The sequence below is a fragment of the Mesorhizobium caraganae genome (assembly GCF_016836705.1).
In the GTDB taxonomy this organism is placed as follows: Bacteria; Pseudomonadota; Alphaproteobacteria; order Rhizobiales; family Rhizobiaceae; genus Mesorhizobium; species Mesorhizobium caraganae.
The window spans coordinates 1-26,431 of sequence record NZ_JAFCGY010000016.1; the positions used below are offsets into that span (position 1 = coordinate 1).

The 26,431-nt window shown below is 63.9% G+C and carries 31 protein-coding genes and 1 pseudogene; 7 read left to right on the forward strand and 25 right to left on the reverse strand.

The window, feature by feature from the left end; genetic code table 11:
* The 6 genes from JQK88_RS23005 to JQK88_RS23030 all read right to left on the reverse strand — a co-directional run.
* On the reverse strand, window positions 1–468 hold a 468-nt coding region (locus JQK88_RS23005; protein WP_203279533.1), incomplete at its 3' end, for an adenylate/guanylate cyclase domain-containing protein.
* A 316-nt stretch (window positions 469–784) separates the two neighbouring features.
* Window positions 785–1,030, reverse strand: coding sequence for a MoaD/ThiS family protein (locus JQK88_RS23010; protein ID WP_192259254.1), 246 nt, complete (start codon window positions 1,028–1,030; stop codon window positions 785–787).
* A 64-nt stretch (window positions 1,031–1,094) separates the two neighbouring features.
* Window positions 1,095–3,365, reverse strand: coding sequence for a xanthine dehydrogenase family protein molybdopterin-binding subunit (locus JQK88_RS23015; protein WP_192259255.1), 2,271 nt, complete (start codon window positions 3,363–3,365; stop codon window positions 1,095–1,097).
* A gap of 3 nt (window positions 3,366–3,368) precedes the next feature.
* Window positions 3,369–3,845: a (2Fe-2S)-binding protein gene (locus JQK88_RS23020; protein WP_203279534.1), complete on the reverse strand. Its 477-nt coding sequence runs from the start codon at window positions 3,843–3,845 to the stop codon at window positions 3,369–3,371.
* Window positions 3,845–4,705 carry an FAD binding domain-containing protein gene (locus JQK88_RS23025; RefSeq protein WP_203279535.1) on the reverse strand — a complete coding sequence of 287 codons (861 nt, stop codon included), beginning with the start codon at window positions 4,703–4,705 and terminating at the stop codon, window positions 3,845–3,847. The genes JQK88_RS23020 and JQK88_RS23025 overlap by 1 nt, the downstream gene beginning before the upstream one ends.
* A gap of 141 nt (window positions 4,706–4,846) precedes the next feature.
* On the reverse strand, window positions 4,847–5,803 hold the full coding sequence (locus tag JQK88_RS23030) for an SDR family oxidoreductase (RefSeq protein WP_203279536.1): 957 nt from the start codon (window positions 5,801–5,803) through the stop codon (window positions 4,847–4,849).
* Between the two features lie 95 nt (window positions 5,804–5,898).
* Here JQK88_RS23030 and JQK88_RS23035 point away from each other — a divergent pair, with 95 nt between their 5' ends.
* The gene (locus JQK88_RS23035) at window positions 5,899–6,807 is read left to right on the forward strand and encodes a LysR family transcriptional regulator (RefSeq protein ID WP_192259259.1); all 909 of its coding nucleotides are present in this window, start codon (window positions 5,899–5,901) and stop codon (window positions 6,805–6,807) included.
* On the opposite strand, the gene JQK88_RS23040 is transcribed toward JQK88_RS23035, so the two are convergent.
* From JQK88_RS23040 to JQK88_RS23050, 3 genes are all read right to left on the reverse strand, one after another.
* Complete coding sequence (locus tag JQK88_RS23040) at window positions 6,771–7,928, reverse strand: MFS transporter (protein ID WP_210388369.1); 1,158 nt, start codon at window positions 7,926–7,928, stop codon at window positions 6,771–6,773. The two genes, JQK88_RS23035 and JQK88_RS23040, sit on opposite strands and share 37 nt — an antisense overlap.
* A 449-nt stretch (window positions 7,929–8,377) precedes the next feature.
* A complete protein-coding gene (locus tag JQK88_RS23045; RefSeq protein WP_192259260.1) occupies window positions 8,378–8,686 on the reverse strand; it encodes a DUF1244 domain-containing protein in 309 nt (102 codons plus the stop codon).
* Window positions 8,683–9,495 carry an N-formylglutamate amidohydrolase gene (locus JQK88_RS23050; protein WP_203279537.1) on the reverse strand — a complete coding sequence of 271 codons (813 nt, stop codon included), beginning with the start codon at window positions 9,493–9,495 and terminating at the stop codon, window positions 8,683–8,685. Before JQK88_RS23050 ends, JQK88_RS23045 begins: the two co-directional genes overlap by 4 nt.
* 245 nt (window positions 9,496–9,740) lie before the next feature.
* Between JQK88_RS23050 and JQK88_RS23055 the strand changes: the two genes are divergently transcribed.
* Window positions 9,741–10,229, forward strand: a complete 489-nt coding sequence (locus JQK88_RS23055; protein ID WP_246501904.1) for a DUF1036 domain-containing protein — start codon at window positions 9,741–9,743, stop codon at window positions 10,227–10,229.
* The gene (gene pyk / locus JQK88_RS23060) at window positions 10,226–11,671 is read left to right on the forward strand and encodes a pyruvate kinase (protein WP_192259263.1); all 1,446 of its coding nucleotides are present in this window, start codon (window positions 10,226–10,228) and stop codon (window positions 11,669–11,671) included. The genes JQK88_RS23055 and pyk overlap by 4 nt, the downstream gene beginning before the upstream one ends.
* A gap of 8 nt (window positions 11,672–11,679) precedes the next feature.
* Here the strand turns inward: pyk and JQK88_RS23065 are convergent, their stop codons facing one another.
* The 4 genes from JQK88_RS23065 to ykgO all read right to left on the reverse strand — a co-directional run bounded on the left by JQK88_RS23065 (window position 11,680) and on the right by ykgO (window position 14,163).
* Window positions 11,680–12,144, reverse strand: coding sequence for a hypothetical protein (locus JQK88_RS23065; protein WP_203279538.1), 465 nt, complete (start codon window positions 12,142–12,144; stop codon window positions 11,680–11,682).
* 7 nt (window positions 12,145–12,151) lie between these two features.
* Window positions 12,152–13,219: an alpha/beta fold hydrolase gene (locus JQK88_RS23070; protein WP_203279539.1), complete on the reverse strand. Its 1,068-nt coding sequence runs from the start codon at window positions 13,217–13,219 to the stop codon at window positions 12,152–12,154.
* Window positions 13,220–13,337: 118 nt separating this feature from the next.
* Window positions 13,338–13,925 (reverse strand): tetratricopeptide repeat protein, encoded by a 588-nt coding sequence (locus JQK88_RS23075; protein ID WP_192259266.1) that lies wholly within the window; start codon window positions 13,923–13,925, stop codon window positions 13,338–13,340.
* Window positions 13,926–14,037: 112 nt separating this feature from the next.
* Complete coding sequence (ykgO, locus tag JQK88_RS23080; RefSeq protein ID WP_006203764.1) at window positions 14,038–14,163, reverse strand: type B 50S ribosomal protein L36; 126 nt, start codon at window positions 14,161–14,163, stop codon at window positions 14,038–14,040.
* Window positions 14,164–14,616: 453 nt separating this feature from the next.
* On the opposite strand from ykgO, the pseudogene JQK88_RS37515 reads away from it, so the two are divergent.
* Window positions 14,617–14,942, forward strand: a pseudogene (locus JQK88_RS37515) (lysozyme inhibitor LprI family protein).
* 45 nt (window positions 14,943–14,987) lie between these two features.
* Here the strand turns inward: JQK88_RS37515 and JQK88_RS23090 are convergent.
* The 11 genes from JQK88_RS23090 to JQK88_RS23140 form a co-directional block, all read right to left on the reverse strand.
* Window positions 14,988–16,064 (reverse strand): 5-(carboxyamino)imidazole ribonucleotide synthase, encoded by a 1,077-nt coding sequence (locus JQK88_RS23090; protein WP_203279540.1) that lies wholly within the window; start codon window positions 16,062–16,064, stop codon window positions 14,988–14,990.
* Window positions 16,061–16,558 (reverse strand): 5-(carboxyamino)imidazole ribonucleotide mutase, encoded by a 498-nt coding sequence (gene purE / locus JQK88_RS23095; RefSeq protein ID WP_203279541.1) that lies wholly within the window; start codon window positions 16,556–16,558, stop codon window positions 16,061–16,063. Before purE ends, JQK88_RS23090 begins: the two co-directional genes overlap by 4 nt.
* Window positions 16,559–16,654: 96 nt before the next feature.
* Window positions 16,655–17,539 carry an anti-sigma factor family protein gene (locus JQK88_RS23100; protein ID WP_203279542.1) on the reverse strand — a complete coding sequence of 295 codons (885 nt, stop codon included), beginning with the start codon at window positions 17,537–17,539 and terminating at the stop codon, window positions 16,655–16,657.
* On the reverse strand, window positions 17,536–18,075 hold the full coding sequence (locus tag JQK88_RS23105; protein WP_203279543.1) for a sigma-70 family RNA polymerase sigma factor: 540 nt from the start codon (window positions 18,073–18,075) through the stop codon (window positions 17,536–17,538). Before JQK88_RS23105 ends, JQK88_RS23100 begins: the two co-directional genes overlap by 4 nt.
* 46 nt (window positions 18,076–18,121) lie before the next feature.
* Window positions 18,122–18,322, reverse strand: a complete 201-nt coding sequence (locus JQK88_RS23110) for a hypothetical protein (protein ID WP_203279544.1) — start codon at window positions 18,320–18,322, stop codon at window positions 18,122–18,124.
* Window positions 18,323–18,462: 140 nt separating this feature from the next.
* Complete coding sequence (locus JQK88_RS23115) at window positions 18,463–19,668, reverse strand: aminotransferase class V-fold PLP-dependent enzyme (protein ID WP_203279545.1); 1,206 nt, start codon at window positions 19,666–19,668, stop codon at window positions 18,463–18,465.
* Window positions 19,669–19,689: 21 nt separating this feature from the next.
* Complete coding sequence (locus JQK88_RS23120) at window positions 19,690–20,151, reverse strand: RidA family protein (RefSeq protein ID WP_192259274.1); 462 nt, start codon at window positions 20,149–20,151, stop codon at window positions 19,690–19,692.
* A gap of 93 nt (window positions 20,152–20,244) precedes the next feature.
* On the reverse strand, window positions 20,245–21,039 hold the full coding sequence (locus JQK88_RS23125; RefSeq protein WP_203279546.1) for an amino acid ABC transporter ATP-binding protein: 795 nt from the start codon (window positions 21,037–21,039) through the stop codon (window positions 20,245–20,247).
* A 4-nt stretch (window positions 21,040–21,043) separates the two neighbouring features.
* Window positions 21,044–21,694: an amino acid ABC transporter permease gene (locus JQK88_RS23130; RefSeq protein WP_203279547.1), complete on the reverse strand. Its 651-nt coding sequence runs from the start codon at window positions 21,692–21,694 to the stop codon at window positions 21,044–21,046.
* 1 nt (window position 21,695) lies between these two features.
* Window positions 21,696–22,361 carry an amino acid ABC transporter permease gene (locus JQK88_RS23135; RefSeq protein ID WP_192259277.1) on the reverse strand — a complete coding sequence of 222 codons (666 nt, stop codon included), beginning with the start codon at window positions 22,359–22,361 and terminating at the stop codon, window positions 21,696–21,698.
* Window positions 22,362–22,439: 78 nt separating this feature from the next.
* Entirely contained in the window at window positions 22,440–23,309 is an 870-nt protein-coding gene (locus tag JQK88_RS23140; protein ID WP_192259278.1) for a transporter substrate-binding protein, read from the reverse strand.
* A 116-nt stretch (window positions 23,310–23,425) separates the two neighbouring features.
* Here JQK88_RS23140 and JQK88_RS23145 point away from each other — a divergent pair, with 116 nt between their 5' ends.
* Window positions 23,426–24,229, forward strand: a complete 804-nt coding sequence (locus JQK88_RS23145; protein WP_203279548.1) for an IclR family transcriptional regulator — start codon at window positions 23,426–23,428, stop codon at window positions 24,227–24,229.
* Between the two features lie 24 nt (window positions 24,230–24,253).
* Here JQK88_RS23145 and JQK88_RS23150 read toward each other — a convergent pair whose 3' ends face one another.
* Complete coding sequence (locus JQK88_RS23150) at window positions 24,254–24,457, reverse strand: YdcH family protein (RefSeq protein WP_112559568.1); 204 nt, start codon at window positions 24,455–24,457, stop codon at window positions 24,254–24,256.
* Between the two features lie 239 nt (window positions 24,458–24,696).
* Between JQK88_RS23150 and JQK88_RS23155 the strand changes: the two genes are divergently transcribed.
* Both JQK88_RS23155 and ispG read left to right on the forward strand, forming a co-directional pair.
* Window positions 24,697–24,876, forward strand: a complete 180-nt coding sequence (locus JQK88_RS23155) for a YdcH family protein (RefSeq protein ID WP_095487303.1) — start codon at window positions 24,697–24,699, stop codon at window positions 24,874–24,876.
* A gap of 297 nt (window positions 24,877–25,173) precedes the next feature.
* Window positions 25,174–26,427 carry a flavodoxin-dependent (E)-4-hydroxy-3-methylbut-2-enyl-diphosphate synthase gene (gene ispG, locus JQK88_RS23160; RefSeq protein WP_203279549.1) on the forward strand — a complete coding sequence of 418 codons (1,254 nt, stop codon included), beginning with the start codon at window positions 25,174–25,176 and terminating at the stop codon, window positions 26,425–26,427.
* The last annotated feature ends 4 nt before the right edge of the window (window positions 26,428–26,431 follow it).

Sequence of the window (26,431 nt, forward strand, 5' to 3'; positions counted from 1 at the left end):
GACCTGCTGGCTACCGAGGTCGGTGTAGGCATAATCCAGTTTGCCTTTGACCTGCTCGTAAACGTTGCTCGCGACGCAGACGCCGCCAGGTTCTGCAAGCTTCTCGAGCCGCGCGGCGATGTTCACGCCATCACCGTAGATCGTATCATCCTCTGCAATCACGTCGCCCAAATTCACGCCCATGCGGAAAGTCATGCGCCTGTCTTCGGGCAAACTTGCATTCTGAGCAGCCAATACCTCCTGGGCTTCGACCGCACACTGCACCGCGTGGACTGCGCTGGCGAATTCGACAAGAAGGCTGTCGCCAGCGGAACCGACGATGCGTCCGTGCGACTCCGTGATCTTGGGGTCAATCACTTCGGCGCGAAGCCTCTTCAGCTGTGCAAGCGTGCCAACCTCGTCGGCTCCCATGAGGCGGCTGTAGCCGACGACGTCGGCAGCAAGGATTGCGGTGAGGCGTCGCTCCATGCTTGTGTCCTGCCTCTTCCATAGGTCGAAGCTCCGGGCGGTGAGCGTATTCCAGTCCTACCTCGAATGCGAGCGTGCAGTGCCGGCGCCAGCAGCGATCAACTCACCACGTCCCTTTGGCCATCCCTCACATGGCGTGGTTTATGGTCCGATCGCGGGTGCTGCCGAAGGGCTACTTTTGGATCAGGTCACGACTATTTCCCCGTTCAACCGAGCGTCCGCTTTTTGAAGATCCATAGCCTGAACCTGCCAGTCCGATGTCGGCCCAACCACGACGTTCGAGGCCTTGATGCTAGCCGATGGCGGGGCGGTCCCGTCACCCCCCAGCCAGCCGCGGCAGCAGAAAAATCTCCGCCCCCTTTGGCAATTCTTTCGACCACGTATCGCGATAGATCGTGCCGTCGATGGCCACCGCGATGCCCTTCTCGATCCAGGGCTCTATCCCGGGATACTGTTCAGCCAGCTTCCTAAACAGCTCCCTTATGTCCTTGGCCTCGACCTCGACCTTGCTCTTGCCGCCGGCGAGTTGGCCCAGCGCACCCCAGAGGGTGACTTCGACCATTTGCCGGACCCCTATTCTTGACCGAGCATGATGTTATCCGAAAACCGCTGCGCTCTTTTCGGCATCATGCCCTGCCTTCGCGTTCCGCCTCGATCGCGGCGAGGACGCGGGGCGGTGACATCGGGATGTGGGTCATGCGCACGCCGGCGGCGTTCGACATCGCGTTGGCGATCGCCGCCAGCGGCGGCACGATCGAGGTCTCGCCGACGCCGCGCACGCCATAGGGGTGGTTGGGGTTGGGGATCTCGAGGATCTGCGTGTCGATCATCGGCAGGTCCGAGCAGACCGGGATGCGGTAGTCGAGGAAGCCGGCGTTCTGGAGTCGCCCGTCCTTGCCGTAAATATACTCTTCGTTGAGCGCCCAGCCGATGCCTTGTGCGGCGCCGCCCTGGTACTGGCCCTCGACATAGGTCGGGTGCACCGCCTTGCCGGCATCCTGGATCACCGTGTAGCGGATCACGCGCGCGGCACCCGTCTCGGGGTCGACCTCGATGTCACATATGTGGGTGGCGAAGGAGACGCCGGCGCCGTCGGCGACGAGCTCGCTGTGGCCGGCGATCGGCCCGCCGGTTTTGCCGGAAGCGGCGGCGATCTCCTTCAGCGACAGTGCTGCGAGGTTGCCGTATTTCTCGCCTTTGGCGATGGCGTGGCCGTTTTCCCAGACCACGTCGTCGACGGGGATGTCCCACATCTGCGCGGCGCGGTCGCGCAGGATTTTGATCGCGTTGCGGGCGGCCGAGATGGTCGCCATCGAGGACGAGAAGGTGCCGCGGCTGCCGTCGGTCATGTCGTTGTAGCCGAGAGAAGACGTGTCGGCGACAACAGCCTTGACCTGCTCATAGGCGATGCCGAGCTCTTCCGCCGCCACCAGCGACAGCGACGCGCGGGATCCACCCACATCCACCGTGCCGACGGCCAGCGAGACCGAGCCGTCCATGCCGATGTTGAGGTCGGTGCAGGTCTGGCCGCCGAAGTTGAACCAGAAGCCGCAGGCCATGCCGCGGCCCTGGTTTTTGCCCAACGGCGCTTTCATGTGCGGATGGGTCTTCGCCGCCTCCAGCGTTGGCCCGATGCCGATCGGCCCATAGACCGGTCCATAGGACGACCTTGTGCCTTCCTGAGCGGCGTTTTTGATGCGGAACTCGACCGGATCCATGCCGAGCTCCTTGGCGAGCTCGTCGACGGCACTTTCCACGGCGAACGCCGCCATGGGTGCGGAGGGGGCGCGATAGGCCGCGGTCTTCGGCCGGTTGACCAGCACTTCGTAGCCGACGGTCTTGACGTTATCGAGCTTGTAGCAGGCGAACGCCGTCATGGCGCCGATCTCGGCCCAGGTGCCGGCATAGGGGCCGCTGGAATAGCGCAGCGTCGCCTCGGCGGCGGTGATGGTGCCGTCCTTGCGGGCGCCGATCTTCACGTCGATCGAGGTCGCGCTGGTCGGTCCAGAAGCGCGGAACACTTCATCGCGGGTCATGACGAGCTTGACCGGCCGGCCTGCCTTGCGCGACAGCGCGAGTGCTACCGGTTCTGCCCAGACATGGGTCTTGCCACCAAAGCCGCCGCCGATCTCCGACGAGGTGACGCGCAGTTTCGAGGCTTCCAGCCCGAGCAGTTGCGCGCAGTGCTGGCGGTAGACGAAATGGCCTTGCGTGCAGACCCAGAGGTCGGCGGTGCCGTCGGACGAGACGTTCGCCACGCAGGCATGCGGCTCGATATAGCCCTGGTGCGTCTGCTCGGTCTTGAAGGAGCGCTCGACGATGAAATCGGCATGGCCGAAACCCTGATGGACATCGCCATGGCCGAACTGGCTGCGCTTGGTGACGTTGGAGGGCTTTACCGGCTTTTCCTCGAGGCCTTCGGTAAAGATCGTGTCGTTGATCAGCGGGGCTGTGTGTTTCATCGCCTCGTCGACATCGGTGACATGCGGCAAAAGCTCGTAGGCGACCTGGATGAGCTTCAGAGCCTGGCGCGCCGTGCTGGCATCGACAGCGGCGACCGCGGCCACGGCATGGCCGTCATAGAGCGCCTTGCTGCGCGCCATGCAATTGTCGAGGACGTCGTACATGGCGGCATCGCCATCGGTGAGGTCCGGCAGGTCGGCGGCGGTGATCACCGCTTTCACGCCGGCCAGCTTTTCCGCCTTCGAGGTGTCGATCTTCAGGATCTTTGCGTGGGCATGCGGGCTTCTGAGAATACGCCCGACCAACTGCCCCGCCATGTTGAAGTCGGCGCCGTAGCGCGCGCGTCCCGTCACCTTGTCGATGCCGTCGGGCCGGATAGGGCGGGTGCCGACGGATGCGAATTTGCGGCCTGAAAAGCGCGGATCGAAATTCATGGCTTACGCTCCCTTCATCACATTAGCCGCGTCCTGGACGGCGCGCACGATCTTGTCGTAGCCGGTGCAGCGGCAGAGATTGCCGGCGAGGCCGAAGCGGATTTCTTCCTCGGACGGATCGGGGTTTTTCGCCAGCAGGTCCTTGGCCGCGATCAAAAAACCCGGCGTGCAGATGCCGCATTGCAGGGCGGCATGTTCGAGGAATTTCTGCTGCAGCGTGTGCAGCTTCTCGCCATGCGCCATGCCCTCGACGGTCTCGACAATTCGGCCCTCGGCCTCGGCGCCGAGCACCAGGCACGAGCAGACCAGCCGGTTGTCGAGGATGATCGAGCAGGCGCCGCAGTCGCCGGTGCCGCAGCCTTCCTTGGCGCCGGTCAGCCCGAGCCGGTCGCGCAGGACGTCGAGCAACGTCTCGTCGGGTTGGCAAAGGTACTCGACGTGATCGCCGTTGATTGTCGTTGAAACTGCTACACCGGCCATCATTTGCCTCCTGCACGTGCATAGGCGGTCGTCGCGGCACGTCTCGCCAGCACGCCCGCAACTTTTCGTCTGAACTCGATGGTGCCGCGCTTGTCGTCGATGGGCCGGCAGGCCCCCGCGCAGACCTTGGCAAGCCGCTCGAGCGCTGCTTCGTCGAGCTTCCGGCCGATAAGGGCCTCGGCTGCCTCTGCGACCAGAAGCACGGTCGGGGCCGCGGCGCCCAGCGCCACGCGGGCGGCTGTTATGACGCCATGCTCGTCGATCGTCAGGTTCACGCCGGCGCTGACCACGGCGATGTCCATCTCGGTGCGTGGAATGAACCGGAGATAGGCGTCGCCCGAACGCGGCGCTTGGCTGTCGAGCAGGATCGCCTCGATGATCTCGCCCTTGGACAGCGACGTCTTGCCGGGCCCGATCGGCACGGCCTCCACGGCAATGGTGCGCTTGCCCGAAGGACCGGCAACCACAGCCTTGGCGCCGGCGGCCACCAAAGCCGGGACGCTGTCGGCGGCCGGGGAGGCGTTGCAGAGATTACCGGTTATCGTACAACGGCCCTGGACCTGCTTCGAGCCGATCAGCTTTGCCGCTTCGACGACGCCGGGCCAAGCCTTCTTCAGCGCTGAGTTTTCTCCCAGCACCGCGCAGGGAACAGCCGCGCCGATGCTGAAGCCGTCGGCCGTCTCCCGGATCTCGCTCAGGCCAGCGATCGCCTTGATGTCGACGATCAGGTCGGGCTCGACGAAGCCGCCCTTCATCCTCACCAGGAGGTCGCTGCCTCCGGCAAGAATGGCTGATGTGCCGGAAGCGCCGGCCAGCAGGCCAACGGCATCTTCGATTGAAAGCGGACGTATGTAACGCATCGTCTCCCCTTGGTCATCGTGATCTCGCCGACCGTTATAAACAGTCTCCTCATAATGACCATCCGGTTGCTCATTTCCGCGATTGGGCCAGGTGCGAGTTGGGTTCCATGCCAAGCATGGCTGACGCCCTACATTGTATGCCTACGCTGCATCTTTTGCACGAGGGGCGGTGATGCCGATGTCATCGAGCGCCTCTGCCACAGCCTGATCCTGCGGGGTGTGCGGAATCTCGCCGATGATGCCTTCCAGCCGGTCGGACACGAGCCGGTGCGGTTCGAAGCGCAGATAGGACATCGAGACGATCTCGCGCCACATCGCCACGAACGGGCTGCCGGCGCGCAGCACCCACCAGGGCATGAAGGTCAGTTTCAGCGGACGTCCCAGCGCCTTCTCGGCAGCTTCCTTGATGTCCATGTCGGTGACGGCATGGCCGGGGAAGTTGAGCGCCTCGTAGAAGCCGAGCTTGTCGAGGTTGCGCGCCAGCCCGACGAAGGCCACCGCGAAGTCCGGCAGATAGGCCCATTCATGCACGAGGTTGGCCGGGCCAGGCGCGGTATAGATGCCCTTGTTCATCTTGGCGGCGACGACGAGGTCGAACCACGATCCGCTGCCGGTGCCGCCGAAGAAATCGCCGGCCCGCAGGATAATGGTGCGCACCCGGCCGGCATCGGCCTCGCGGCGAAACAGCGCTTCCAAGGCGCAGCGGATGCGGCCCTTCTCGGTCGTCGGGCGGAAGGGGGTGTCCTCGGTGACCACCTGCGGCATTGGTGAGCCGTAGTTGTAGACGGTGCCGGGGAAGAGATGCAGCGCGCCATTGGTATGGCAGGCGGCCATGACGTTCTCCGCCATCGGCAGGCATTTGCCCCAGTCGGTGTAGATCGGGTTGAGGCCATTGAAGATGATGTCGACACCCTCGGTGGCGCGGATCAGCGCCTCGCGGTCGAGCGCATCGCCGGCAGTGGCGGTGGCACCGTTGAGTTCGGCCGGCACCTTGCCGGTGCGGGTGACGGCGCGGACGTCGAAGCCGGCGTCGATGAAGGCCTTGCCAACCACGCGGCCGAGCCGGCCATTGGCGCCCAGAATTGCGATCTTGGTCATTTTTCGTCTCCGTGTTTGTGTATGCACGCCGAATATGATGCCTCCACATTCGAATGAAAATTGACTGAGATTGGCATTCTGATATTCATAAATGAATGACTGAAATCGACTGGAACCTGATCAAGAGCTTCGTCACCGTGGCGGAAACCGGCAGCCTGTCGGCCGCCGCGCGAAAGCTGTCGGCCAGCCAGCCGACGCTTGGGCGCCACATCGGTGAGCTCGAACAGGCGCTCGGCGTCACCCTGTTCCGGCGCGGGCGGCGCGGCTATGCGCTGACGGAAGCCGGCGCCACGCTGTTCGAGCGCGGCAAACTGGTGAGCGAGCAGGCGAGCGCTTTTTCGCTATTGGCGCTGGGCTCGGTCGAGGCGATCGAAGGCACGGTGCGCATCGCCGCCAGCGAGGTGGTGGCTGCCTATGTGCTGCCGAAGATGACGGCGCGGCTCGGCATCGAGGAGCCCGGCATCGAGGTCGAGATCGTTGCCTCGAACCAGGTCGAGAACCTGCTGCGCCGCGATGCCGACATCGCCATCCGCATGGTCAAGCCGGCACAGAACGAGCTGACGGCGCGCAAGGTCTGCGACATTCCGCTGTGCTGCTGCGCGGCCAAATCCTATCTCGACCGGCATGGCCGCCCGCTTGTGCCCGCCGACCTTGTCGACCATCCGCTGATCGGCTTCGACCGCAGCGACGAAATGATCCGCGGCTTTACCCAGTTCGGCATCCCGGTCACCCGTGGCAATTTTCGTTTCAGGACCGACAATCAGATCGTCCTGTGGGAGGCACTGCGGGCGGGAAACGGCATTGGCCTCGGCCAGGAGCCGCTGGCCGACAGCGACCCATTGCTGGAAAAACTGCTGCCGGGCATGCCGTTGCCCAGCCTGCCGGTGTGGCTGGCCATGCATCGCGACGTGCGCACCAGCGTGCGCATCCGTCGCGTCGCCGATTTCCTCTACGAGGAGCTGAAGCGCTATTCGGCGGGAGCGGCCGCGAATTCGGCGCGGTGAGCGAGCCCGGCCATCAAGAGCACGACGATCAATAGCCCCGACATGGCGACAAAGATCGGCCCAAAGCTCAAATGCTCGGCGACGAAGCCGATCGCCGACGGCGCCACCAATATGCCGGAATAGCCCATTGTGGTGACCACGCTCATGCCGGTGCCCGACGACATGCCTTCCTGGTTGCCGCCGGCCGAAAAGATGATCGGCACCATGTTGGCGATGCCGAAGCCGCAGAGGGCAAAGGCCGCGATGGCGACCCAGGGCGAAGGCGACAGGCCGGCGATCAGCATGCCGGCGGCGGCCACAACCGCCGAGCCGCGCAGTGTCGCCACCGCGCCGAAGCGGTTGCGCACGCCGTCGCCGAAAAAGCGCATGATCGCCATGACGCCTGAGAAGGCGGCGTAGGCAAGACCGGCAATGGCGAGATCGGCGCCGAGTTCCTGCCGCAGATAAAGCGCCGCCCAGTCGAGCACCGCACCCTCGGAAATCATCGTCAGCAGCGCCATCAGCCCGACCAGATAGACCAACGGGTTGGCCGGCAGCGCGAATTTGTGATGTTCGGCGGCCTGCGGCTTGTCTTCGGCGATGAGGTAGCCGACCGCCACGGCTATGACGGCAAAGGCTAGCACCGTCACTACAGCCGCATGGGCAAGATGGCCATAGGTCTGGATGGCGTAGCCGCCCAGGCCGCCACCGGCGAAACCGCCAAGGCTCCAGAAGCCATGCGACGACGACATGATGGCGCGGGACAGCCTTCTTTCCACCACCACCGCATTGGCGTTCATGGCGACATCCATGCCGCCGATCGAGCCGCCGAAGATGACCATGGCGATCGCCGCCAGCGGCACGTTGGGCGCCAGCGCCACGACCAGCAGGCCGAGACTGCCGCACAGGCCGAACCAGCGCAGCACCGTGCGCGAGCCATGTTTCGAGATCAGATGGCCGCACCAGCTCATGGCCGCGACCGCGCCGACGCCGAACAACAGGATCAGCAGGCCGAGCGTGAATTTTGTGATGTCGAGCCGGGTCAGGAACACCGGAATCTGCGGCGCCCAGCTGCCAGTCAGGAAGCCGTTGGCGAGGAAGATGGTTGCTACGGCCCATCGCCCGCGAATGGCGCCCTGCATGGTGTTTTGCGCGTCTATGGGTTCGAATCCGGTCAAAAATGGCTTTGCGCGGCAAATTAGATCGATTCAATTTGCAGTCAAGCGCTGTGGTTGAGGAAATGCTTGGACCAAAGGGCCAATGGAGTCGGTACCGTTCGGTGGACCATCAGACGTTGGAGATTGGCGAAAACGCCCCATCCCTTCGTCATCCACGGGCGGAGCAAGGAGCGTAGCGACGCGGCGCAGACCCGAGGATCCATTCCGTGCCGTCTGTGCGATGCTACGGCGCAGAATCAGGCCTGGTGAGTGCAACCATCATTCTGAGCCGCTGTGTCCGTGCCGGCCGTCGCGGCATGGATCCTAGGGTTTCCGCGACGTCGCTGCGCGACTGCTCCACCCTAGGATGACGAAGTCGCGTAGGGCTCCGCCAATTGCGGGCGCGTGGACGCCTATAAGCGTTGCGCCGGGCGCTAATGATCCCTGGGTCGCCTCGCCTCGAACTCCGCCTTCTTGGCGTCCGAAGCCTCGGTCTGGTTGAGCGCCTGCCAGTCGGCATAGGGCATGCCGTAGACGATTTCGCGCGACTGATCCTTGGACAATGCAAGGCCTTCAGCCTCGGCGGCCTCGCGGTACCAGTTCGACAGGCAGTTGCGGCAGAAGCCGGCGAGGTTCATCAGGTCGATGTTCTGCACATCGCTGCGCTCGCGCAGATGGTCGACCAGCCGGCGGAAGGCGGCGGCTTCGAAATCGCGTTTCTGTTCGTCGCTGAGTTCCGTCATTTCCTGGGTCCTCGCAGCGGCCCGGTGCGCGAGCCGAACATTTTCACCTGATGTATATCGGGACGACGATCGATGGCGTCAACGATCGGCGCCAGCCGTTCAGCCCACGCGATCGCACCCTTCGGATCAGCGATCAGGTCCTGACGGATCTCGATCAGCGCATGGGCAAAGCCGTTGACGATGGCGTGCTTGAACATGGTGTCGCCGCGCAGCGCGCCATCATAGGGTTCGTTGTCGCCGACGACGAGGTTTCTGTCCTGCGCCAACATGTCGATCAGCGGCCGCGCCACGCGGTCGTCGAGGTCCCACAGGATGCCGATATGCCAGGGCCTTGCAATACCTTGCATGGCCGGGGTGAAGGAGTGCACGGAGAAGATGAAAGGCGCTTTGCCTGAAGCCTGCGCCACCGAGGCGATCATGGCGCCGACCGCGTCGTGATAGGGCCGGTAGAAGCCGTCGAGCCGCCTTTCGCGTTCTTCCGGTGCCATCGGGTAGTTTCCCGGCACCACGGTGCCGTCATAGAGCTGACGGATCAGCGTCGGGTCATCCTCGCCGCGATTGGGATCGATCAGCAGGCGAGAAAAATTGGCAATCACTGCCGGCGCGTCGAGCAATGCCGCCAGTTCGCGCGTCACCGTCTCGACGCCGATGTCGTAAGCGATATGACGCTCGAGTTGTGCCGCCGGCAGGCCGAGGCTGCCATACTCTTCCGGCAGGTCGCGGCGGGCATGGTCGGCGACAAGCACGATGCCTCGCTTGCGGTCGCCTTCGACAAGATCGAAAGGCGCGAAAACTGTGGATCGGATCATTGGCTGAAAAGGTCTGTTCGCTGGCTTCCGGGGAGGGTGGTATCGTCATTCCACGAAGAGGGCGCTGGCGCAATGCCGTTGTTTGGCCACGGTTTCTGCGAAAATCCGGTCACGCGCGGCAAATTGCGTGTCGGGGGCCTTTCTAAATCGATTGGAATTGGACAGAACGGCGCGTTGACATGCGCCCGGACTTTTCCGAAAAGGGGCGTTGAGAGATGCAGATGACGTTGTTGAGGGGTTTCGGGATGGGTTCCGCCGGCAGGCCGCGTGCGCGCAGCGCCTTTGCCGTGCCGCTCCTGGCCTTGACCGTGGGGCTTACCGCGCTGGTCGCGGCCTCGCCCGCCCGGGCCGATTTCCGCGTCTGCAACGCCACGCAGAACCTGGTCGGCGTCGGCATCGGCTACCGCGCCAAGGCCGGCTGGATCACCGAGGGGTGGTGGCACATCGAAGGATCGAGCTGCAAGACGCTGATCGAAGGGCCGCTGTCATCAAGGTTTTACTATCTTTATGCAGAAGACGCCGAGCGTGGCGGGCGTTGGGATGGCCCGATCAACATGTGCGTGGCCGAAAAAGAGTTCAAGATCGCCGGCGTTACCGATTGCGTCGCCCGGGGCTTCCAGCGCGCCGGATTCCAGGAATATGACACGGGCGAGCAGGCAAGCTGGATGGTCCAGCTGACCGATGAGTCCACAACGGGAGGCGCACCAGCCGCCCCGGGAACAAACAGTCAATGAGACGTAGCCGCAAGGTCAAGATCCTCGCCACCATCGGTCCGGCTTCCTCGTCCGAGGAGATGCTGCAGAAGCTGTTCGAAGCCGGCGCCGATGTCTTCCGCATCAATATGAGCCACACCGACCATGAGCTGATGCGCACGCTGGTAGGCCGCATACGCGCCGTCGAGGAAAAGGTCGGCCGTCCGATCGGCATCCTGGCCGATCTGCAGGGGCCGAAGCTGCGCGTCGGCAAGTTCGCCAACGGCAAGGAGGTGCTGACGGCTGGCCAGACCTTCACGCTCGACAACAATCCCGAGCCCGGCAATTCGACCAGGGTCTACCTGCCGCATCCCGAAATCCTGAGCTCGGTCGAGGCCGGCCACCGTCTGTTGATCGACGACGGCAAGCTGGAGCTGAAGGCTCTGAAGAGCGACGGCAAGTCGATCACCTGCACGGTGGTCGCCGGCACGACGATTTCCGACAAGAAGGGCGTCAGCCTGCCCGACACCGACCTGCCGGTCGGTGCGCTGACCGAGAAGGACCGCAAGGACCTCGATGCTGTGCTGGCGGCAAGCGTCGACTGGGTGGCGCTGTCCTTCGTGCAGCGGCCGGAAGATCTTGCCGAAGCCCGCAAGATCGCGCGCGGCCGGGCGCTGATCATGGCCAAGATCGAAAAGCCGCAGGCTGTCGCCCGGCTGGCCGAAATCATCGAATTGTCCGACGCGCTGATGGTCGCGCGCGGCGATCTCGGCGTGGAAATGCCGCTGGAAGCCGTGCCCGGCATCCAGAAGCAGATCACGCGCGCGGCGCGCCGCGCCGGCAAACCGGTTGTGGTCGCCACGCAGATGCTGGAATCGATGATCACCGCCCCGGTGCCGACCCGTGCCGAAGTGTCCGACGTATCGATTGCCGTGTTCGAGGGCGCCGACGCCATCATGCTTTCGGCCGAGTCGGCGGCCGGCGCCTATCCGGTCGAGGCGGTGGCGATGATGAACCGCATCGCGACCAAGGTCGAAACCGATCCGACCTATGCCGGCATCATCAACGCGCAGCGCTCGGAGCCGGAAGCGACCGGCGCCGACGCCATTTCGCTCGCCGCGCGCGAGATCGCCGAGACGCTGAAACTATCGGCGATCATCACCTATACGGCGTCGGGCACCACCGGCCTTCGCGCCGCGCGCGAGCGGCCGCAAGTGCCGATCATCGCGCTGTCGCCGATCCTCAACACGGCGCGGCGGCTGTCGCTGCTGTGGGGCACGCATTGCGTCGTCTCGCCCGACGCCATTGATCTCGACGACATGGTCGACCGCGCCTGCCGCATCGCTTTCGAAGAGGGGTTCGGCCAGCCGGGCGACCGCGTCATCATCACGGCCGGCGTGCCGCTGAGGACGCCGGGTTCGACCAACATGTTGCGCATCGCCTATGTCGGATCGGACGCGCAGGTCAGCCGCAACATAGGCTGAGAGAGGCTTCAACGCGTCACAGTTCGCAGCGCTCTTGCCGCGGCTTCGGCGTGATCGACGCGCCGCAGGAACCGGCGAGCCCGGGGAACGGGGTCGTGCAGGTACTGGTCCGGACCCAGTATCTTTCGCCGGTTGAGTTCGACCGTGTCGAGAAGATCGAAATCGACCCTGGTAATTGCGCAGTGCCATCCGGGGCTGTGCGATGCCCAGCCTCTTTCATGGTGTCCCAGCAGCCGCTCACGAGCTGAATAGCCATGGTAGTCGAACGCGATCACGCCGTTGGTCACGTAGATGTGGTTTCCGGAAAAGCCCTCGCCTGGAAGGATACGTTCGCCGTAAAATCCTTCCAGAGGGGGATGCTCGAGAAAGGCGCCGGCGAGAATGGCGCAGGCGCCGTGGCCGAAGAAGATGCGGTCCGGCAATGCCCATCGCTTCTCCGGGTTCTTCTTGATGCCGTGCTTCAGGACATACATGAGGCGATCAGGTCGGTGCGAGTTCCGCGTCGGGCACTGTGATGTCGGGGCATTGTCCCTCATTGTAGGCGTCGCCGGCGATCCGCGCCTCCACGGTTTTTGCCAGCGCCTTGAGGTCGACGTCCTTGCCGGCGACTTTCTCGATGGCGCCGACGACGAGGTCTGGTGCGATCCAGTCCGGCTTGTGGCCGAGATTGTGGACCCAGATCAGCTCGGCGCCCGGAATGTCCCTGACAAGGCCGACCGAATGGATCGAGGCATAGACCACCTTGTCACGATCGCCCGAGATGACGATCGTCGGCGCCTTGATGTCGCGGTAATGCGGCGCGGCCTTGACCGCATAGTCGTAGAGGCCGGCGACATCGATGGCATTGGCGCGGAAAGCGCCGGGACGCAGCACCAGCGGGATCGAGGCATTGTCGACATAGAAGCCCGGCACCTTGTTGGGGGAAAACACGCAAGCCGTGGCGCTATTCATCTGCAGCGTGCCGGCCGGATAGGCCAATGTCTCCGAGAACAGCCAGCCAATGATGGGGGTGGCGGTCAGCTTGTAGTACCAGGCGGTCGCGCCGCCCGGCCAGGGGTGGCTGACCGGCGACAGGAAGACGAGGCCGAGCGTCTTGTCGGGGTGCTCGCGACCAAAGGCGGCGGTGACCACGCCGCCGAAGGAATGGCCGACGACGATCGCCTTGTGGATGCCGAGACGGTCCATCAGCTCGGCGATGGTGTCGGCTTGCGCCGACGGGCTCTCATTGTTGCCGGGACCTCGCCCCGACCAGCCGAAGCCCGGCCGGTCGAGGAACACCATTTCGGCGCGGCCCTCGAGCAAAGGCCTGATCGGCAGCATTTGATCCCTAAGGTTGGCGCTGGCGCCATGGATGAAGACGATCGCCGGCAGCTCGGCATTTCGTGGCGCCGGCACGTGGACATAGTGGATGCGGGCGTCGTCAATGTCGGCAAATTCGCCGGCAGGCGGATTGCGCCACTCGATCAGCCATGCGCCGGCGCGGGTGACACCGGCAAGGGCAAAGACGAGCGCGAGGAGAAAGGCACAGGCGGCGTAGATGAGGTTCATGAGGAGAGGTACGGGGGTGGAGGGGGATAAGTTTTGGGCAGTAGGCAGTAGGCAGTAGGCAGTAGTGTGGGTTCAACCGCTTACCCTACTGCCTACGCCCTATTCCCTACTGCCTAGATTAAATTCCTTCGCCGGCAAGCTCTTCCGAAAGGGTTGCGACCTGATCCTGGGCGCTGCGCATCATCGGGTAGATGGCCAGCACCTTCTGCCAGGCTTCGAGCGCCGATTGCTTGTGGCCGGTGGCGGCCATGATCTGCGCCAGGCCAGAAAGCGCGCCGAAATGGCGTGGTTCCAGCTGCAGCGTCTGGTCGATGTCGGACATCGATTTCCCGAAATTCCTCATCATGTAGTGCACGGTGGCGCGCCGGTTCCAGCCCTCGGCATATTTGGGCTGCAGGGTGACGACCTGGTCGAGGAAGTCGAGGGCGACGTCGAACTTCTGGTCATCCATCGCCTTTTGCGACCATTGCATCATCAGATCGATCGAAGCGCTTCCGGACTGGAACCATTCGCCCCAGATGCGCCCGGCGATGCGCTCGGCAGCCTTTTCGTTGCGCTCGCGCTTCAGGTCGGCAAACAGCTGGTCGAGCCGGGCTTCCTTGGTCACGGCAACCGGCGGCGTCGTGGCGGCCGGTGGATCATCCGCTCGCGCCGCTGTGGCGCTGAACAGGAAGAGGGCCGAGAAAAATGCAAAAAGAATCCGCATCGTCCGAATCTAACCCCGGACGGCGGATCGTCAAACTGAAATTAGCGTGAAAGTGCCGGATCTCCGGCAAATAACATCACAGGGACGGAGGCAACAGCCTCCGGCCGAAAACTCAGCCCTGGCGCGCCTTGTAGCGCGGAGCGGTCTTGTTGATGATGTAGATGCGGCCCTTGCGGCGAACCAGCTGGTTGTCGCGGTGACGCGCCTTCAACGCCTTGAGCGAATTCTTGATCTTCATGGTCTTGCCCGTCGGTCTGGGCCCTGTCCGGGCCGAATTATTAAGGCGCGCCAGAAGACGCGCCTTTGAACTTGCGTGGCTCATAAACGAGGAGCCTTGCCCGTGTCAACCGCAAGCGTGCCGCATAGAGCCGGATGATTTCAGGTCTATTCGACCTGAAATCTGAATCCGTCTCTAAATCAAAGAGATAGAGCATGATGTCGTCCGAAAACCGCTTCACACTTTTCGGCATCATGCCCTAGAGGCTGAGAACGGCTTTGGCCATCAAATATCCGCCATCTCGGCTCGACGCCATTGCGCCGCCGAAGGCGGGCTGGAATGGTGCGGCGCCCGCAAGCTGATTTGGAGAGGTCCATGCGCCTGTTGTTTGTGTTCGCCTGTCTTGCCGTTCTGGCAGCGGCCACCACCGCACAGGCGCAGGAATGCGACCGCAACGACGACAGCCAGCAGATGATGAACATCTGTGCCGGCGAGGACTATCAGGCGGCTGACGCCAAGCTCAACCAGGCCTACAAGGATCTGATCGGCCGCAACGACGACAAGAGCAGGAAGCTGCTGCAGGTCGCGCAGCCTGGATCGCCTTCCGCGACGCCGAATGCGCCTATACGACGACAGACAGCGAAGGCGGCTCCATCCATCCGATGGAGGTTTCGCAATGTCTGACCGAACTGACGGACCAGCGCACCAAGCAGCTGACGTCCGGCGCCAATTGCCAGGAAGGCGACGTGAGTTGCGCCAGCCCTGACGAAGACGGGGATCTGAACAACGAGCTGCAATAGGGTGCACGCCCCTCAGGCAAAGCGCGCGCGCTTTCCTGGAATTGCTCAGCTACGCCGGCTGATGCGCGTGAAATGGCCCATCTTGCGGCCTGGGCGGGCTTCCACCTTGCCGTAGAGATGCAGCATCAGATCGGGCTCGGCGAGCAGAGCGGGTACGCGCAGGACGTCGTCGCCGATCAAATTCTCCATGACGCAGTTGGAATGCCGGCCGGGGTTGCCCAGCGGCGGGCCGGCAATGGCGCGGATATGCTGCTCAAACTGTGAAACGATGCACGCGGCTTCCGTCCAGTGGCCGGAATTGTGCACCCGCGGCGCCATTTCGTTGGCCAGCAGGGAGCCATCAGCAAGAACGAAGAACTCGACGCCGATGACGCCGACATAGTCGAGGGCCGACAGGATCTTTGCCGCCGCCGCTTGCGCCGCCGCCGCCGTTTCCAGCCTGATTTGGGCCGGCAGGGTCGAGGTATGCAAGATGCCGTCGCGGTGGACGTTTTCGGCCGGATCGTAGGCGGCGACCGCGCCGTCCAGCCCGCGCGCGGCGATCACTGAAATCTCTCGCTCGAAAGCGATGAAGGATTCCAGGATCAGCGGCACATTGCCCATGGCCTCGCAGGTGCCGGCAAAGCCGCCCGTCTCCATGTTGCGGAAGACGCGCTGGCCCTTGCCGTCATAGCCCATGCGGCGGGTCTTCAAGATGCCGCTGCCCGAGAACTCTCTCAGCGCCGCCGTCAGCTCGTCGTCATTGTCGACGGCGCGGAAATCCGCGGCTTTTATGCCGATGCCGTTGAGGAACTGCTTCTCCGCCACCCGGTCCTGCGCCACTTCCAGCGCACGCGGCGGCGGATAGACCGGCACCTTGGCGGCGAGCGCGCTGGCAGCCGCCACCGGTACGTTCTCGAATTCATATGTGACGACGGCGCTGGCTGCTGCAAGTTCGGCAAGGGCGTCCGCATCGTCATAGGCGGCGGTGATCTGGCGGTTAGCGACCTGAGCCGCCGGGCAATCGGCCTGCGGTTCGAGGATAATTGTGCGGTAGCCGAGGCGCGCCGCGGCAACAGCCAGCATACGGCCGAGCTGGCCGCCGCCGATGATCCCGATGGTCGATCCCGCGGGCAGGCTCACGGCGTGTCCGTCGGTTCGGCGGGGACCTTGGCGGTCTGGGCGGCGCGCCAGGCGTCGAGACGGGCGGCAAGCTTGTCGTCGTTGAGCGCCAGCACGGCGGCTGCCAGAAGGGCGGCGTTGGCCGCACCGGCCTTGCCGATGGCCAGTGTGCCGACCGGAATGCCGGCCGGCATCTGGACGATGGAGAGCAGCGAATCCTGGCCGGACAGCGCCTTGGATTCGACCGGCACGCCGAACACCGGCAGCGGCGTCATCGCCGCCGTCATGCCGGGCAGGTGCGCGGCACCGCCGGCGCCGGCAATGATCACCTTGTAGCCTGCCGCCTTGGCGCCCTTGGCGAAATCATAGAGCCGGTCGGGGGTACGGTGGGCGGAGACGATCAGCCGCTTGTGAGGGATGCCCAGCGCTTCCAGTGTTTCGGCGGCGTGGCGCATCGTCGCCCAGTCGGACTGGCTGCCCATGATGATGGCGACGTCGGCGCGGTGGTCGGTCAAGCGCATGCTCCCGGCGGCAAAGGCGCGCCTTAGCGGAATTCGCGCAAAGCCGCAAGGATAGGCGGTCGCCGCCGAGCTCGGTAGCCACAAGTCACTCTATACCGCTGCCTTGCGAAAGCGGGCGACGAAATCGTCGAGCTCGGGGCGCTCCGTGTCGGAGATCGCCCAGTAGGAGAAGGCGCCGTCGCTCCAGTGCACCATGGAGAAGCCGCCCGAGGAAACGTCCTTCGGTTCGGTGACGCGACCGCCTTGCTGCGGCTCGGCCACCAGCGTGATCAGGTGCTCGCGGTGGCGGTAGACCAGCGCCGGCACGGGACGGCCCGAGACCACCTCGACCCGGCCGCCGATCAGCGCGAAGCCATCCGTGGCAAGATCGGGCGCCGGCGGCGACACGCCGATGCGGGCATCGAGCCATGGTTTCACCGTGTGGCGGTCGGACGAGACGATGTCGATCGGGCTGGCGGCAAGCAGGCTGCGGCGATGGTCGCCGGCGATCTCAGCTGCGACGCCGTCCGATGCGGCATTGAACATCACCCATTGCGTGGCGCCGCTGGCCAGCACTGCGGTCATGACGATCGACGCCGCCATGGCGCGCCAGTCGAAGGAGCCGAAGCGGCGCACCCTTGGCGATGGCCTCGCCTGGGACGGCCGCGTATCGGTCGCTCGCCGTTGCTGGGCTGCACCTGCGATCAATCCCGGCAGCGCCGACGGTGCCTCGTCCTGCGGCCGTTGTGCCGATGCCGTACCGATCGCCGCGATGCGGGCCCGAAAGGCATCGCTGACATCGGGGCGCGGCAAGCGGCCGACCGCGCCTTGCAAGGCAAGGATGCGGGCATGTTCCGCGGCAAGCGCCGGATCGGCGGCGATGCGGCGTTCCACGGCGAGTGCGGCAGCCGCATCGAGTTCACCATCAACGAGAGCGTGGATCATCAGCCTGATGCCTTCGGGATCGTTGGGCAGTCCGTCATCATGGGCGGTCATGGCGCTCTCCCCAGTTCGGACGCAAGCAGGCCGCGAGCCCGCGCCAGCCGTGACATCACCGTGCCGATCGGCACGCTGAGCATCGTCCCTATATCGCGGTAGCTGAGGCCGTTAATGTCGCGCAGCACCAGCGTCTCGCGGAACGGCTGCGGCAGCGCGGCGATCGCGGCTTCCAGCGCCGCCGTATCGGCCTTGGCGATCAGGCTCGCCTCTGGACTTTCCTCGTCCGGCACACTCGTGCCGTGTGCAGCCGCCATCTCGTCGAGATCGCCGAGGTCGCCGACGGCCATCATGCCGCGCGACCGGTTGCGTGACATCCAGGTGTAGGCGGTGTTGCGCACGATGGTCAGCAGCCAGGCGCGCGAGTTGCCGCCTGCGTAGCCTGACATGCCGGCATGCGCCTTGATGCAGGCGTCCTGCACGACATCTTCGGCGTCGGCGGCATTGCCGGTCAGCCAACGCGCCAGCGCAAGCGCGTCGCCGAGATGCGGCAGCACCACTTCGTTGAAGCGTTCGGCCAAGGCCCTCTCGCTCAAGGCAGCACCATGATCGGACACTCCAGGACGAACAGGCCGTGCACTCTCAGCCAGCGCCGGTCTCGCCCTGCTTGTGCGGGCGAACCCCGCAGAAACAAGCAAAGCCGCCTGCAGTAGCGAAAGTGAATTCATCTGCGTCACCGGTGTCAAGCGCCATGGAAAGGGGACTGGTGACGCTCATGCGGTCCAGCGCATGACGACGGCTGGTGCCGTGGCCATGATCGCGATTCCAGTAATGATGCGGCATATCCGTCTCCTCAACGCCAGCGATGGCGTATGCCGAGAAGACCTGCTTTGACGGCGGTTTATTCCCGCAGTGTGCAAATCCGGCTGTTCACAGTCGCGTGATCGGCCGGAGTGTATGAGCTTTATTTGGCCTCGTGGCGATCAATCCGGCCAGCGCAGAGCGCCGGACGAATCCTTTCGCGGCTGTTTCATCGCATCCGCCGGACGCTCGGCCGCGGTCAGCACGGCGCGCAGGCGCTCGGCGACGATCTCGGCCTCGCCGGGGTGCAGATTGCACGGGTCGAGGAAGAAATGGCCGCGCTCGACCTCGTGGTTGCGCCCGATGATCGGCGGCGAGCCTGCGGCAAGTGCCGAGGCAAGGCCGGCGGCGGTGAAGCGGCTTTCGGGCGAGACGAAGATCTGCAGCCGGTCAAGTGGATTGGCGGTCGGGTCGGGAATGATGTGGGCGGCTATGCCCGGTATCCCTTGCAGCGCACCCTTCCAGAGATTGAGCGCCGCTTCCTCGCGCCGGCGGATGCCGGCATGGTCGCGCTTTTCCCAGGCTTCCAGTGCCGCCATTGTGCCGGCGATGCTTTCCTTGCCGACCTTCATTGCGCGGGCGACGCCGCGGTTCTGCAGATAGGCGGCGCGGACAAGATCCTTGCGGCCGGTGACGATGCCGCTGGTCGGCCCCGAGAGGAATTTGTGGCCGCTGTAGACGACGATGTCGGCGCCGCGCGCCAGGAAGCTGCGCAGATCATATTCGGAAGCCGCGTCGACGATCACCGGCACGCCCCTGGCGTGGCAGATCTCGCAGAACTCCTCGAGGGACAGCATGCCGTATTGCACGGTGTGGTGCGCCACGACGTAGAGCGCTGCCGCGGTGCGCTCGTTGATTGCCTCGCGCACGTGATAATCCTGGGTGACGCTGACGGTGCCGGCCGGAATGACCTTGGCGCCGGCCACGCGGATCGACTGGTCGATCGGCGCGCCGTAATTGACGATATGGCCAAGCTGGATGACGACTTCCGACTTCAGCCCTTCGGTGTCGTCGGGCAGCCGTTCGATCGCCAGCAAATTGGTGCCGGTCATCGCCCCGGCGATCGCCATGGTGATGCCCGAGGCGCAGCAGGCGGTGATGAAGCCGGCCTCGCCGCCGGTCAGCCGGGCGGTGATCACGCTCGCGGCGCGCTGCAGATCGTCCATTTCCACCCATTGCGAGGCGATCTCGGCCATGGCGCTGATCGCCTCGGGAACGATGATCGAGGCGCCCAGCGTCGTCATCGTGCCGGAGACGTTGATGATCGGCCGCAGCCCCAGCCGTTCGCGGATCGTGGTGTTGGAGCCGGTGTCGGAATAGGTTTTCATGTTCAGCAAATCCCTTGACTGTCAGGCGGCGATCTCGACGACCGCTTCGATTTCGACGGTGATGTTTCCAGGCAGCGAGCCGACGCCGATCGCCGAGCGGGCATGGCCGCCGATCTTGTCGAAGACGTTGGCGAACAGATCCGAGCAGCCGTTGACGACTTTCGGGTGGTCGCTGAAGGTCGGCGTCGCATTGACGAAGCCGAGCAGCTTGACGACGCGCACGATGCGGCCGAGATCGCCGGCAGCGGCATGCATGACGGCAAGCAGATTGAGGCCGGTGAGGCGGGCATGCTCATAGGCCTGCTCGACGGTGACGTCGTCGCCGACCTTGCCGGTGCACAGCGTGCCGTCGGCGCGCAGCGGCCCCTGACCTGAGAGAAAGATCAGCCGCCCGCTTTCGGCATGGGTGACGAAATTGGCGATCGGCGTCGGCGGCTCGGGCAGCGTCAGGCCGAGTTCGGCGAGCCGAATGTAAGGCGTCATGGAAGAATTCTCCTTGGGGCGGCCTGTTGTTTTACGCAATTCCGGACGGAAAACCGCTTACACTTTTCCTGGAATTGCTTTGGGCCGCCCATGTCAGAAATGCGAGGCGCGGAACCGCGCCAGGAAAGAGCGCAGGCGCTCATTGGTGGTCTCTTGGGCGAGAATTTCCTTCGGCGGGCCGACAGCGCTGACACCGCCATCGGCCATGAAGACGATGCGGCTCGAAGCGTCGCGGGCAAAGGCCATTTCGTGGGTGACCATCACCATGGTCATGCCGTCTTCGGCGAGGCTGCGCACAACGGCCAGCACCTCGCCGACCAGTTCGGGGTCGAGTGCCGAGGTGATCTCGTCAAGCAGCAGGATTTTTGGTTCCATCGCCACCGCACGGGCAATGCCGACGCGCTGCTGCTGGCCTCCGGAGAGTTCCGCCGGCAGGCTGTCGGCTTTGTGGGCCAGGCCGACGCGGCCCAGCCAATGCTCGGCGATCTGGCGCGCCTCGGCCTTGCTCTTGCCGCGCACCTTGATGAGGCCGAGCATGATGTTGCCGGCGGCGGTCAGGTGCGGGAACAGGTTGAAGCTCTGGAACACCATGCCGGTCTCGGCGCGCATGGCGGCCAGGTCGCGCTCGCTGCGCCGCTGGCGCGCGCCGGCTTCGCGAAAACCGACCTCCTTGCCGTCGATACGGATCGAGCCTGAGTCATAGCTTTCGAGGAAGTTGACGCAGCGCAAAAGGGTCGTCTTGCCGCTGCCCGAAGGCCCGATGACGGTGACCACCTCGCCCTTCTCAACCTTGAGGCTGACCGAGCGCAGCACCTCGACCGAGCCGAAGGCTTTCGAGACCCCGGCAATGTCGAGAAGGGCTGTAGTGTCGTTCAAGCTTGTGGCCATCGTGCTAGTCCCGGATGAACGCGAAGCGCTGTTCCAGCCGCCGGCTGGCGTAGGAAAGCGCATAGTTGACGGCGAAATAGATCAAGGCGCCGAGGATATAGAGCGGCATTGCCTCATAGGTGCGGCCGATCACCTGGTTGATGGCCTGCATCAGGTCGGTGATGCCGAGCAGCGAGACCAGCGCGCTGCCCTTCACCGCATCGGTCACGCCGTTGATCCAGGGCGGCAGGAAGCGCCTAAAGGCCTGCGGAAAGATGACGGAGGTGAGCCGCTGGCGAAAGGTCAGGCCGATCGCCATCGCCGCCTCGGACTGGCCTTTGGGAATGGAGCCGACGGCGCCGCGCACATATTCGACGACCTGCGCCGTCTTGAACAAGGTCAGCGCCAGCACGGCTGCCCAGAAGGATTGCAGGTGAAGCGCGGCGGCGGGCAGGCCGTAATAGACGAAGAACATCAGCACCAGGATCGGGATGCCGCGGATGGTGTCCGAGAAAATGCGCACCGCCCAACGCAGCGGCGCCGGGCCATAGACCAGGCCGACGCCGAGTGCGACGCCGGCAATCAGCGACAGCACAACGACCAGCAGCGACACCCACAAGGTCACCGCGAAACCCTGGGCGAGGAACGGCAAGGCGTAGAGGATCTGGCTCAGCATGTCAGCGCGCCGCCCTGAACCGCCGCTCGACCAGCCGCAGCCCGAACAGCAGGGCGTAGCCGGTCACCAGATACATTGCCGTCGTCACCAGATAGACCTCGACGATGCGGAAGGTGTTGAAGTTGATCCACTGGGCGCCATAGGTCAGCTCCGGCACCGAGATGACCGAGGCGATGGACGTGTCCTTGAACAGCGAGATGAAGGTGTTGGACAGTGCCGGCAAGGTGATGCGCAACATAGTCGGCAGGCGCACGTGAACCAGCCGCTGCCATGGGGTGAGGCCGATCGCCTTGCCGGCATCGAGCTGACCGCGCGGCACAGCTTCCAGGCCGGAGCGGAAAACCTCGACCAGATAGGCGCCGCTATAGACCGACAGCGTCAGCACGAAGGAGGTCGGCGCGCTGTAGGCGAGATCGACCACCGTCGGCACGCCGTAAAAGACGAGATAGACCAGAAGGATCAGCGGCACGTTGCGGATGAATTCGACGTAAGCCGCGATGATGGCGCGCACCACGCGACCGGCCGAGACGTACCAGACCGCCAGCACCAGGCCGATGACGATGCCTATGGCAATCGAAATCACGGCAAGCTCGAGGCTGAGCAGCAGCCCACCCCAGAGCTTGTCGAAATGCCGCCAGATCAGGTTGAAATTGAGCGTATAGCCCATGCGTCTCCCGCAATGGCCAAAGGGGCCGCAAACAAGACAAGGGGTGGAAGGGCGCCGAGCACCCTTCCACAGGCTGCGTTAGATGACCGGGAAACCAGGATGCCGCGCCGGCGGCTCCAACCCGAAATAGTCCTTGAATGCCGCGTCGTAGAGCGCCGTTTCATGACCGAACATTGCGGTCGCGAAGGTCGTGTTGACGAAGGTCAGCCAGTCGAGATCGCCTTGCCGGAGCGCGGCACCGTAAAGCATCGAGAACCAGCTCTTGCCGGCGTCGAAATATTTGTCGGGATTGCGCGAGGCGAGCCAGCGGACCGTCGAGAGATCGACGGCGGCCGCGTCGACGCGCTTCGATTCCAGCGCCTGGAGCACGTTGGCCTGGGTGTCGATCTGCATCACCTGCGACTGCGGCAGGACGAGATGGACGTTCTGCTCGGCGTCGACATTCTGCAGGATCGAGATGCGTGTCGCCGAACCGCCGGCGAGCAGCTTGTCGAATGTCTTGTTCTCGGCTGTCGGAAGCGTCAGCAGCGCGACACCCTCGACGTAGTACGGCCTGGAGAAGTTGATCAACTGCGAGCGCTGGGCAGTCATGGTCATGAACTGGATGGTGATGTCGACCTTGTTGGTGGTGACATTCGGAATGCGCTGCGCCGGGTCCTGCATGACGAACTCGACCTTGCTCGGGTCGTCGAAAAGACCCTTGGCCAGGATGCGGCCCATGGTGATGTCCATGCCCACCAGCTCGCCGGCATCGTTCTCGAAATGCCACGGCGCATTGGTGCTGCCGGTGCCGACGATCAGCTTGCCGCGGTCGAGCGCGGTGCGCAGCACGCTGTCGGATGCGGCTTGTGCTGCCGCCTTCTCGGCGCTGACCGCGGTCATAACGCCGGCCGTTGCCAGCCCGGCCATGCCCAGTTTCAGAAAATCTCGCTTGGATGTGTCGTTCACTGCGACCTCCTGTTCGTTTGAGTTCCCCTTACAGGCACATGTGTCGCATGCGATTTGTCTCTTACAAAAGACACATGTATCCTATACAAGACAGATACTAACATTAGGAATCGACAATGCAAGACGCCAATGACGTCACCGATCAGCCAGTTCTTGGCCCAGCCGCTGAACGGACATCAGGCTCGCGCGAAAAGGGTCTCAACCGGGTGCTGGAGATCCTGGAGTTCCTGCATGTCACGCAGCGCGCCATCGGCATTGGCGACCTCGCCAAAGGGGTGAATGCGCCGCGCTCCACCACCTACACGCTGGTGCGCTCGCTGGTCGATGCGGGTCTCCTGGAGATGGAGGGCGACGGCAACAGGGTCTATTTCGGCAAGAAGCTCTATCTCTACGGAATGGACTATGTCCGGGGCAACGACCTGCTCCGCAGGGGCCGGCAGGAGGTCGACAATCTGTCGCGCGAGACCGGCGAGACCTCCGAATTGTGCATGCTGCAAAGCGGCCGCTACACCATCGTCCATTCCAGCCCCGGCACCAGGCCGTTCCGCATCAGCTCGGCCACCGGCCTGCAGATCCCGCTGCCATGGACGGCATCAGGGCGGCTGCTTCTGGCCGGGTTTGAGAAGGCTACTATCCAGGACATGGTATCGGACGACGACCTTTTGCTGCCGGATGGCCGCAGGCTGCAGCTCGACGATTTCATCGCCGATATCGCGACGGCCAGGACGACCGGCTATTGCATCACCTCGGGGCTGGTCGACGCCTATACCAAATGCCTGGCCGCTCCGGTCTTTTCCGTCACAGGCAAGGTTGAGGCAACGATGTGCCTGGTGGTTCCGATCGACACCGCGAAGGAAAAGACCGACGAGCTTATTGCGCTGTTGCGTGAACGCGCCGCAAGGCTTTCGATCCCGGGGTAAGGGGTCAGGCTCCGAGGCTATCGCTCAGGCGATGATGTCCGGGATGATCTTGTCTTCCAGCGCCATCAGCCGGTCCTTGAGGAACAGTTTCTTCTTCTTCATGCGTTGGATCTGCAAGGGATCACAACCCATGGCGATCATCGCATTGATGGCCGCGTCGAAATCGGCATGCTCTTGTTTCAGCCGAGAAAATTCGAGGCGGATATCAGCCTGTTCCTGTTCGGACATTATCTACCGTCTGCACGTCTGCGGCGCCCAATGATGGGCCTGATTGGGCGGGACCGGCGGGGTTTTGTAGCCGGCGCGCAGCCCATACCACATTTCACATTGTCGTGGAATGCTACCACGCAGCATTCGACATCTCAGTTGGATGGTGGCAGAGTGTAATGGTGCCGTCACAGAACGACCTGCGGTGGACGTGCCTTTGACGGCTGCAATCGAGGAAACCATGAAAGGGAGAACCAATCATGTCTCTTGCATCCCATCTTGATGAGTTGCAGCGGAAACACGGTGATATCGAGCGCGAGATCGATGATGCCATGAATCATCCATCGGTCGACGACCTCGAAATCGTGAATCTCAAGCGACGCAAGCTGGCACTCAAGGACGAGATTGAGAAACTGAAGGCGAAACCGACGACGCACTGACGCCCTTCCTGGACTAGACGCGCCGCTCCGGCGCGCATCCATCGCTCCGGTGGCGACACGCCGCCGGAGGCGGTTACTTGTTACTATTTCCGACACTGTTGGCCGGTCGACGCCGTCTGTGACGGGTCGCCGCGCCGCTGCGATTTGGCGGCTCTGCCTGCCTGTCGCCATTGACAAGCCATCTTTGCTCCTCCACCTCATGCCCGAACCTCAGCGCAATGCGCTGATAACTGTTTGAGCGTAGGTTTGCGCGTCAACGCGAACGCAGGTCGCTCAGGAGCTCAAGAGGCTGCCGGCATGACCGGATATTTTTCCTCGCCCTTTCCGCGCCGCACCTCGGTCGGCGTCGATGTCGGCGGTGTGACCGTCGGCGGCGGCGCGCCGGTCGTCGTGCAGTCGATGACCAACACCGACACGGCCGATATCGATCAGACGGTCGCCCAGGTTGCGGCGCTGCACCGCGCCGGCTCCGAGATCGTGCGTATCACCGTCGACCGCGACGAGAGCGCCGCCGCCGTGCCGCGCATTCGCGAGCGGCTCGAACGGCTTGGCATCAATGTGCCGCTGGTCGGCGATTTCCACTATATCGGCCACAAGCTGCTTGCCGATCATCCGGCCTGCGCCGAGGCGCTGGCCAAATACCGCATCAATCCCGGCAATGTCGGCTTCAAGGACAAGAAGGACCGCCAGTTCGCGGCGATCGTCGAAATGGCGATCAAGCACGACAAGCCGGTGCGCATCGGCGTCAATTGGGGCTCGCTCGATCAGGAGTTGCTCACCCGGCTGATGGACGAAAACCAGCGCCAAGGCTTTCCGCTGACGGCGCAGGAGGTCACCCGCGAGGCGATCGTGCAGTCGGCGATCCTGTCGGCCGAAATGGCCGAAGAAATCGGCTTGGCCCGCGAAAAGATCATCCTGTCGGCCAAGGTCAGCGGCGTGCAGGATTTGATTGCCGTCTATACCGAGCTTGCGACGCGCTCCAACCATGCGCTGCATCTCGGCCTCACCGAAGCCGGCATGGGCTCCAAGGGCATTGTCGCCTCGTCGGCTGCCATGGGCATCCTTTTGCAGCAAGGCATTGGCGACACCATCCGCATTTCGCTGACGCCGGAGCCGAATGGCGACCGCACGCGCGAGGTGCAGGTGTCGCAGGAGCTCTTGCAGACCATGGGCTTTCGCCAATTCGTGCCGATCGTCGCCGCTTGCCCCGGCTGCGGCCGCACCACATCCACCGTGTTCCAGGAGTTGGCGCAGAACATCCAGGCAGACCTGCGCAAGAACATGCCGGTGTGGCGCGAAAAATATCCCGGCGTGGAAAACCTCAAGGTTGCGGTGATGGGTTGCATCGTCAACGGCCCCGGCGAATCCAAACATGCCGATATCGGCATATCGCTGCCCGGCACCGGCGAGACGCCGACGGCGCCCGTCTTCGTCGACGGCAAGAAGTCGGCGACGTTGCGCGGCCCGTCCATCGCCGCCGATTTCGAGAAAATGGTCGCCGACTATATCGAGCAACGGTTTGGGCAGCACGGCAAAGCCGCGGCCGAATGAGCCC

Bases quoted from the DNA above. Each gene is read 5' to 3' on its own strand.
- JQK88_RS23010 (WP_192259254.1), bottom strand. From the start codon at position 1,030: ATGGTCGAAGTCACCCTCTGGGGTGCGCTGGGCCAACTCGCCGGCGGC.
- JQK88_RS23015 (WP_192259255.1), bottom strand. From the start codon at position 3,365: ATGAATTTCGATCCGCGCTTTTCAGGCCGCAAATTCGCATCCGTCGGC.
- JQK88_RS23020 (WP_203279534.1), bottom strand. From the start codon at position 3,845: ATGGCCGGTGTAGCAGTTTCAACGACAATCAACGGCGATCACGTCGAG.
- JQK88_RS23025 (WP_203279535.1), bottom strand. From the start codon at position 4,705: ATGCGTTACATACGTCCGCTTTCAATCGAAGATGCCGTTGGCCTGCTG.
- JQK88_RS23030 (WP_203279536.1), bottom strand. From the start codon at position 5,803: ATGACCAAGATCGCAATTCTGGGCGCCAATGGCCGGCTCGGCCGCGTG.
- JQK88_RS23035 (WP_192259259.1), top strand. From the start codon at position 5,899: ATGACTGAAATCGACTGGAACCTGATCAAGAGCTTCGTCACCGTGGCG.
- JQK88_RS23040 (WP_210388369.1), bottom strand. From the start codon at position 7,928: ATGCAGGGCGCCATTCGCGGGCGATGGGCCGTAGCAACCATCTTCCTC.
- JQK88_RS23045 (WP_192259260.1), bottom strand. From the start codon at position 8,686: ATGACGGAACTCAGCGACGAACAGAAACGCGATTTCGAAGCCGCCGCC.
- JQK88_RS23050 (WP_203279537.1), bottom strand. From the start codon at position 9,495: ATGATCCGATCCACAGTTTTCGCGCCTTTCGATCTTGTCGAAGGCGAC.
- JQK88_RS23055 (WP_246501904.1), top strand. From the start codon at position 9,741: ATGGGTTCCGCCGGCAGGCCGCGTGCGCGCAGCGCCTTTGCCGTGCCG.
- pyk (WP_192259263.1), top strand. From the start codon at position 10,226: ATGAGACGTAGCCGCAAGGTCAAGATCCTCGCCACCATCGGTCCGGCT.
- JQK88_RS23065 (WP_203279538.1), bottom strand. From the start codon at position 12,144: ATGTATGTCCTGAAGCACGGCATCAAGAAGAACCCGGAGAAGCGATGG.
- JQK88_RS23070 (WP_203279539.1), bottom strand. From the start codon at position 13,219: ATGAACCTCATCTACGCCGCCTGTGCCTTTCTCCTCGCGCTCGTCTTT.
- JQK88_RS23075 (WP_192259266.1), bottom strand. From the start codon at position 13,925: ATGCGGATTCTTTTTGCATTTTTCTCGGCCCTCTTCCTGTTCAGCGCC.
- ykgO (WP_006203764.1), bottom strand. From the start codon at position 14,163: ATGAAGATCAAGAATTCGCTCAAGGCGTTGAAGGCGCGTCACCGCGAC.
- JQK88_RS23100 (WP_203279542.1), bottom strand. From the start codon at position 17,539: ATGACCGCCCATGATGACGGACTGCCCAACGATCCCGAAGGCATCAGG.
- JQK88_RS23110 (WP_203279544.1), bottom strand. From the start codon at position 18,322: ATGCCGCATCATTACTGGAATCGCGATCATGGCCACGGCACCAGCCGT.
- JQK88_RS23115 (WP_203279545.1), bottom strand. From the start codon at position 19,668: ATGAAAACCTATTCCGACACCGGCTCCAACACCACGATCCGCGAACGG.
- JQK88_RS23120 (WP_192259274.1), bottom strand. From the start codon at position 20,151: ATGACGCCTTACATTCGGCTCGCCGAACTCGGCCTGACGCTGCCCGAG.
- JQK88_RS23125 (WP_203279546.1), bottom strand. From the start codon at position 21,039: ATGGCCACAAGCTTGAACGACACTACAGCCCTTCTCGACATTGCCGGG.
- JQK88_RS23130 (WP_203279547.1), bottom strand. From the start codon at position 21,694: ATGCTGAGCCAGATCCTCTACGCCTTGCCGTTCCTCGCCCAGGGTTTC.
- JQK88_RS23135 (WP_192259277.1), bottom strand. From the start codon at position 22,361: ATGGGCTATACGCTCAATTTCAACCTGATCTGGCGGCATTTCGACAAG.
- JQK88_RS23145 (WP_203279548.1), top strand. From the start codon at position 23,426: ATGCAAGACGCCAATGACGTCACCGATCAGCCAGTTCTTGGCCCAGCC.
- JQK88_RS23150 (WP_112559568.1), bottom strand. From the start codon at position 24,457: ATGTCCGAACAGGAACAGGCTGATATCCGCCTCGAATTTTCTCGGCTG.
- JQK88_RS23155 (WP_095487303.1), top strand. From the start codon at position 24,697: ATGTCTCTTGCATCCCATCTTGATGAGTTGCAGCGGAAACACGGTGAT.
- ispG (WP_203279549.1), top strand. From the start codon at position 25,174: ATGACCGGATATTTTTCCTCGCCCTTTCCGCGCCGCACCTCGGTCGGC.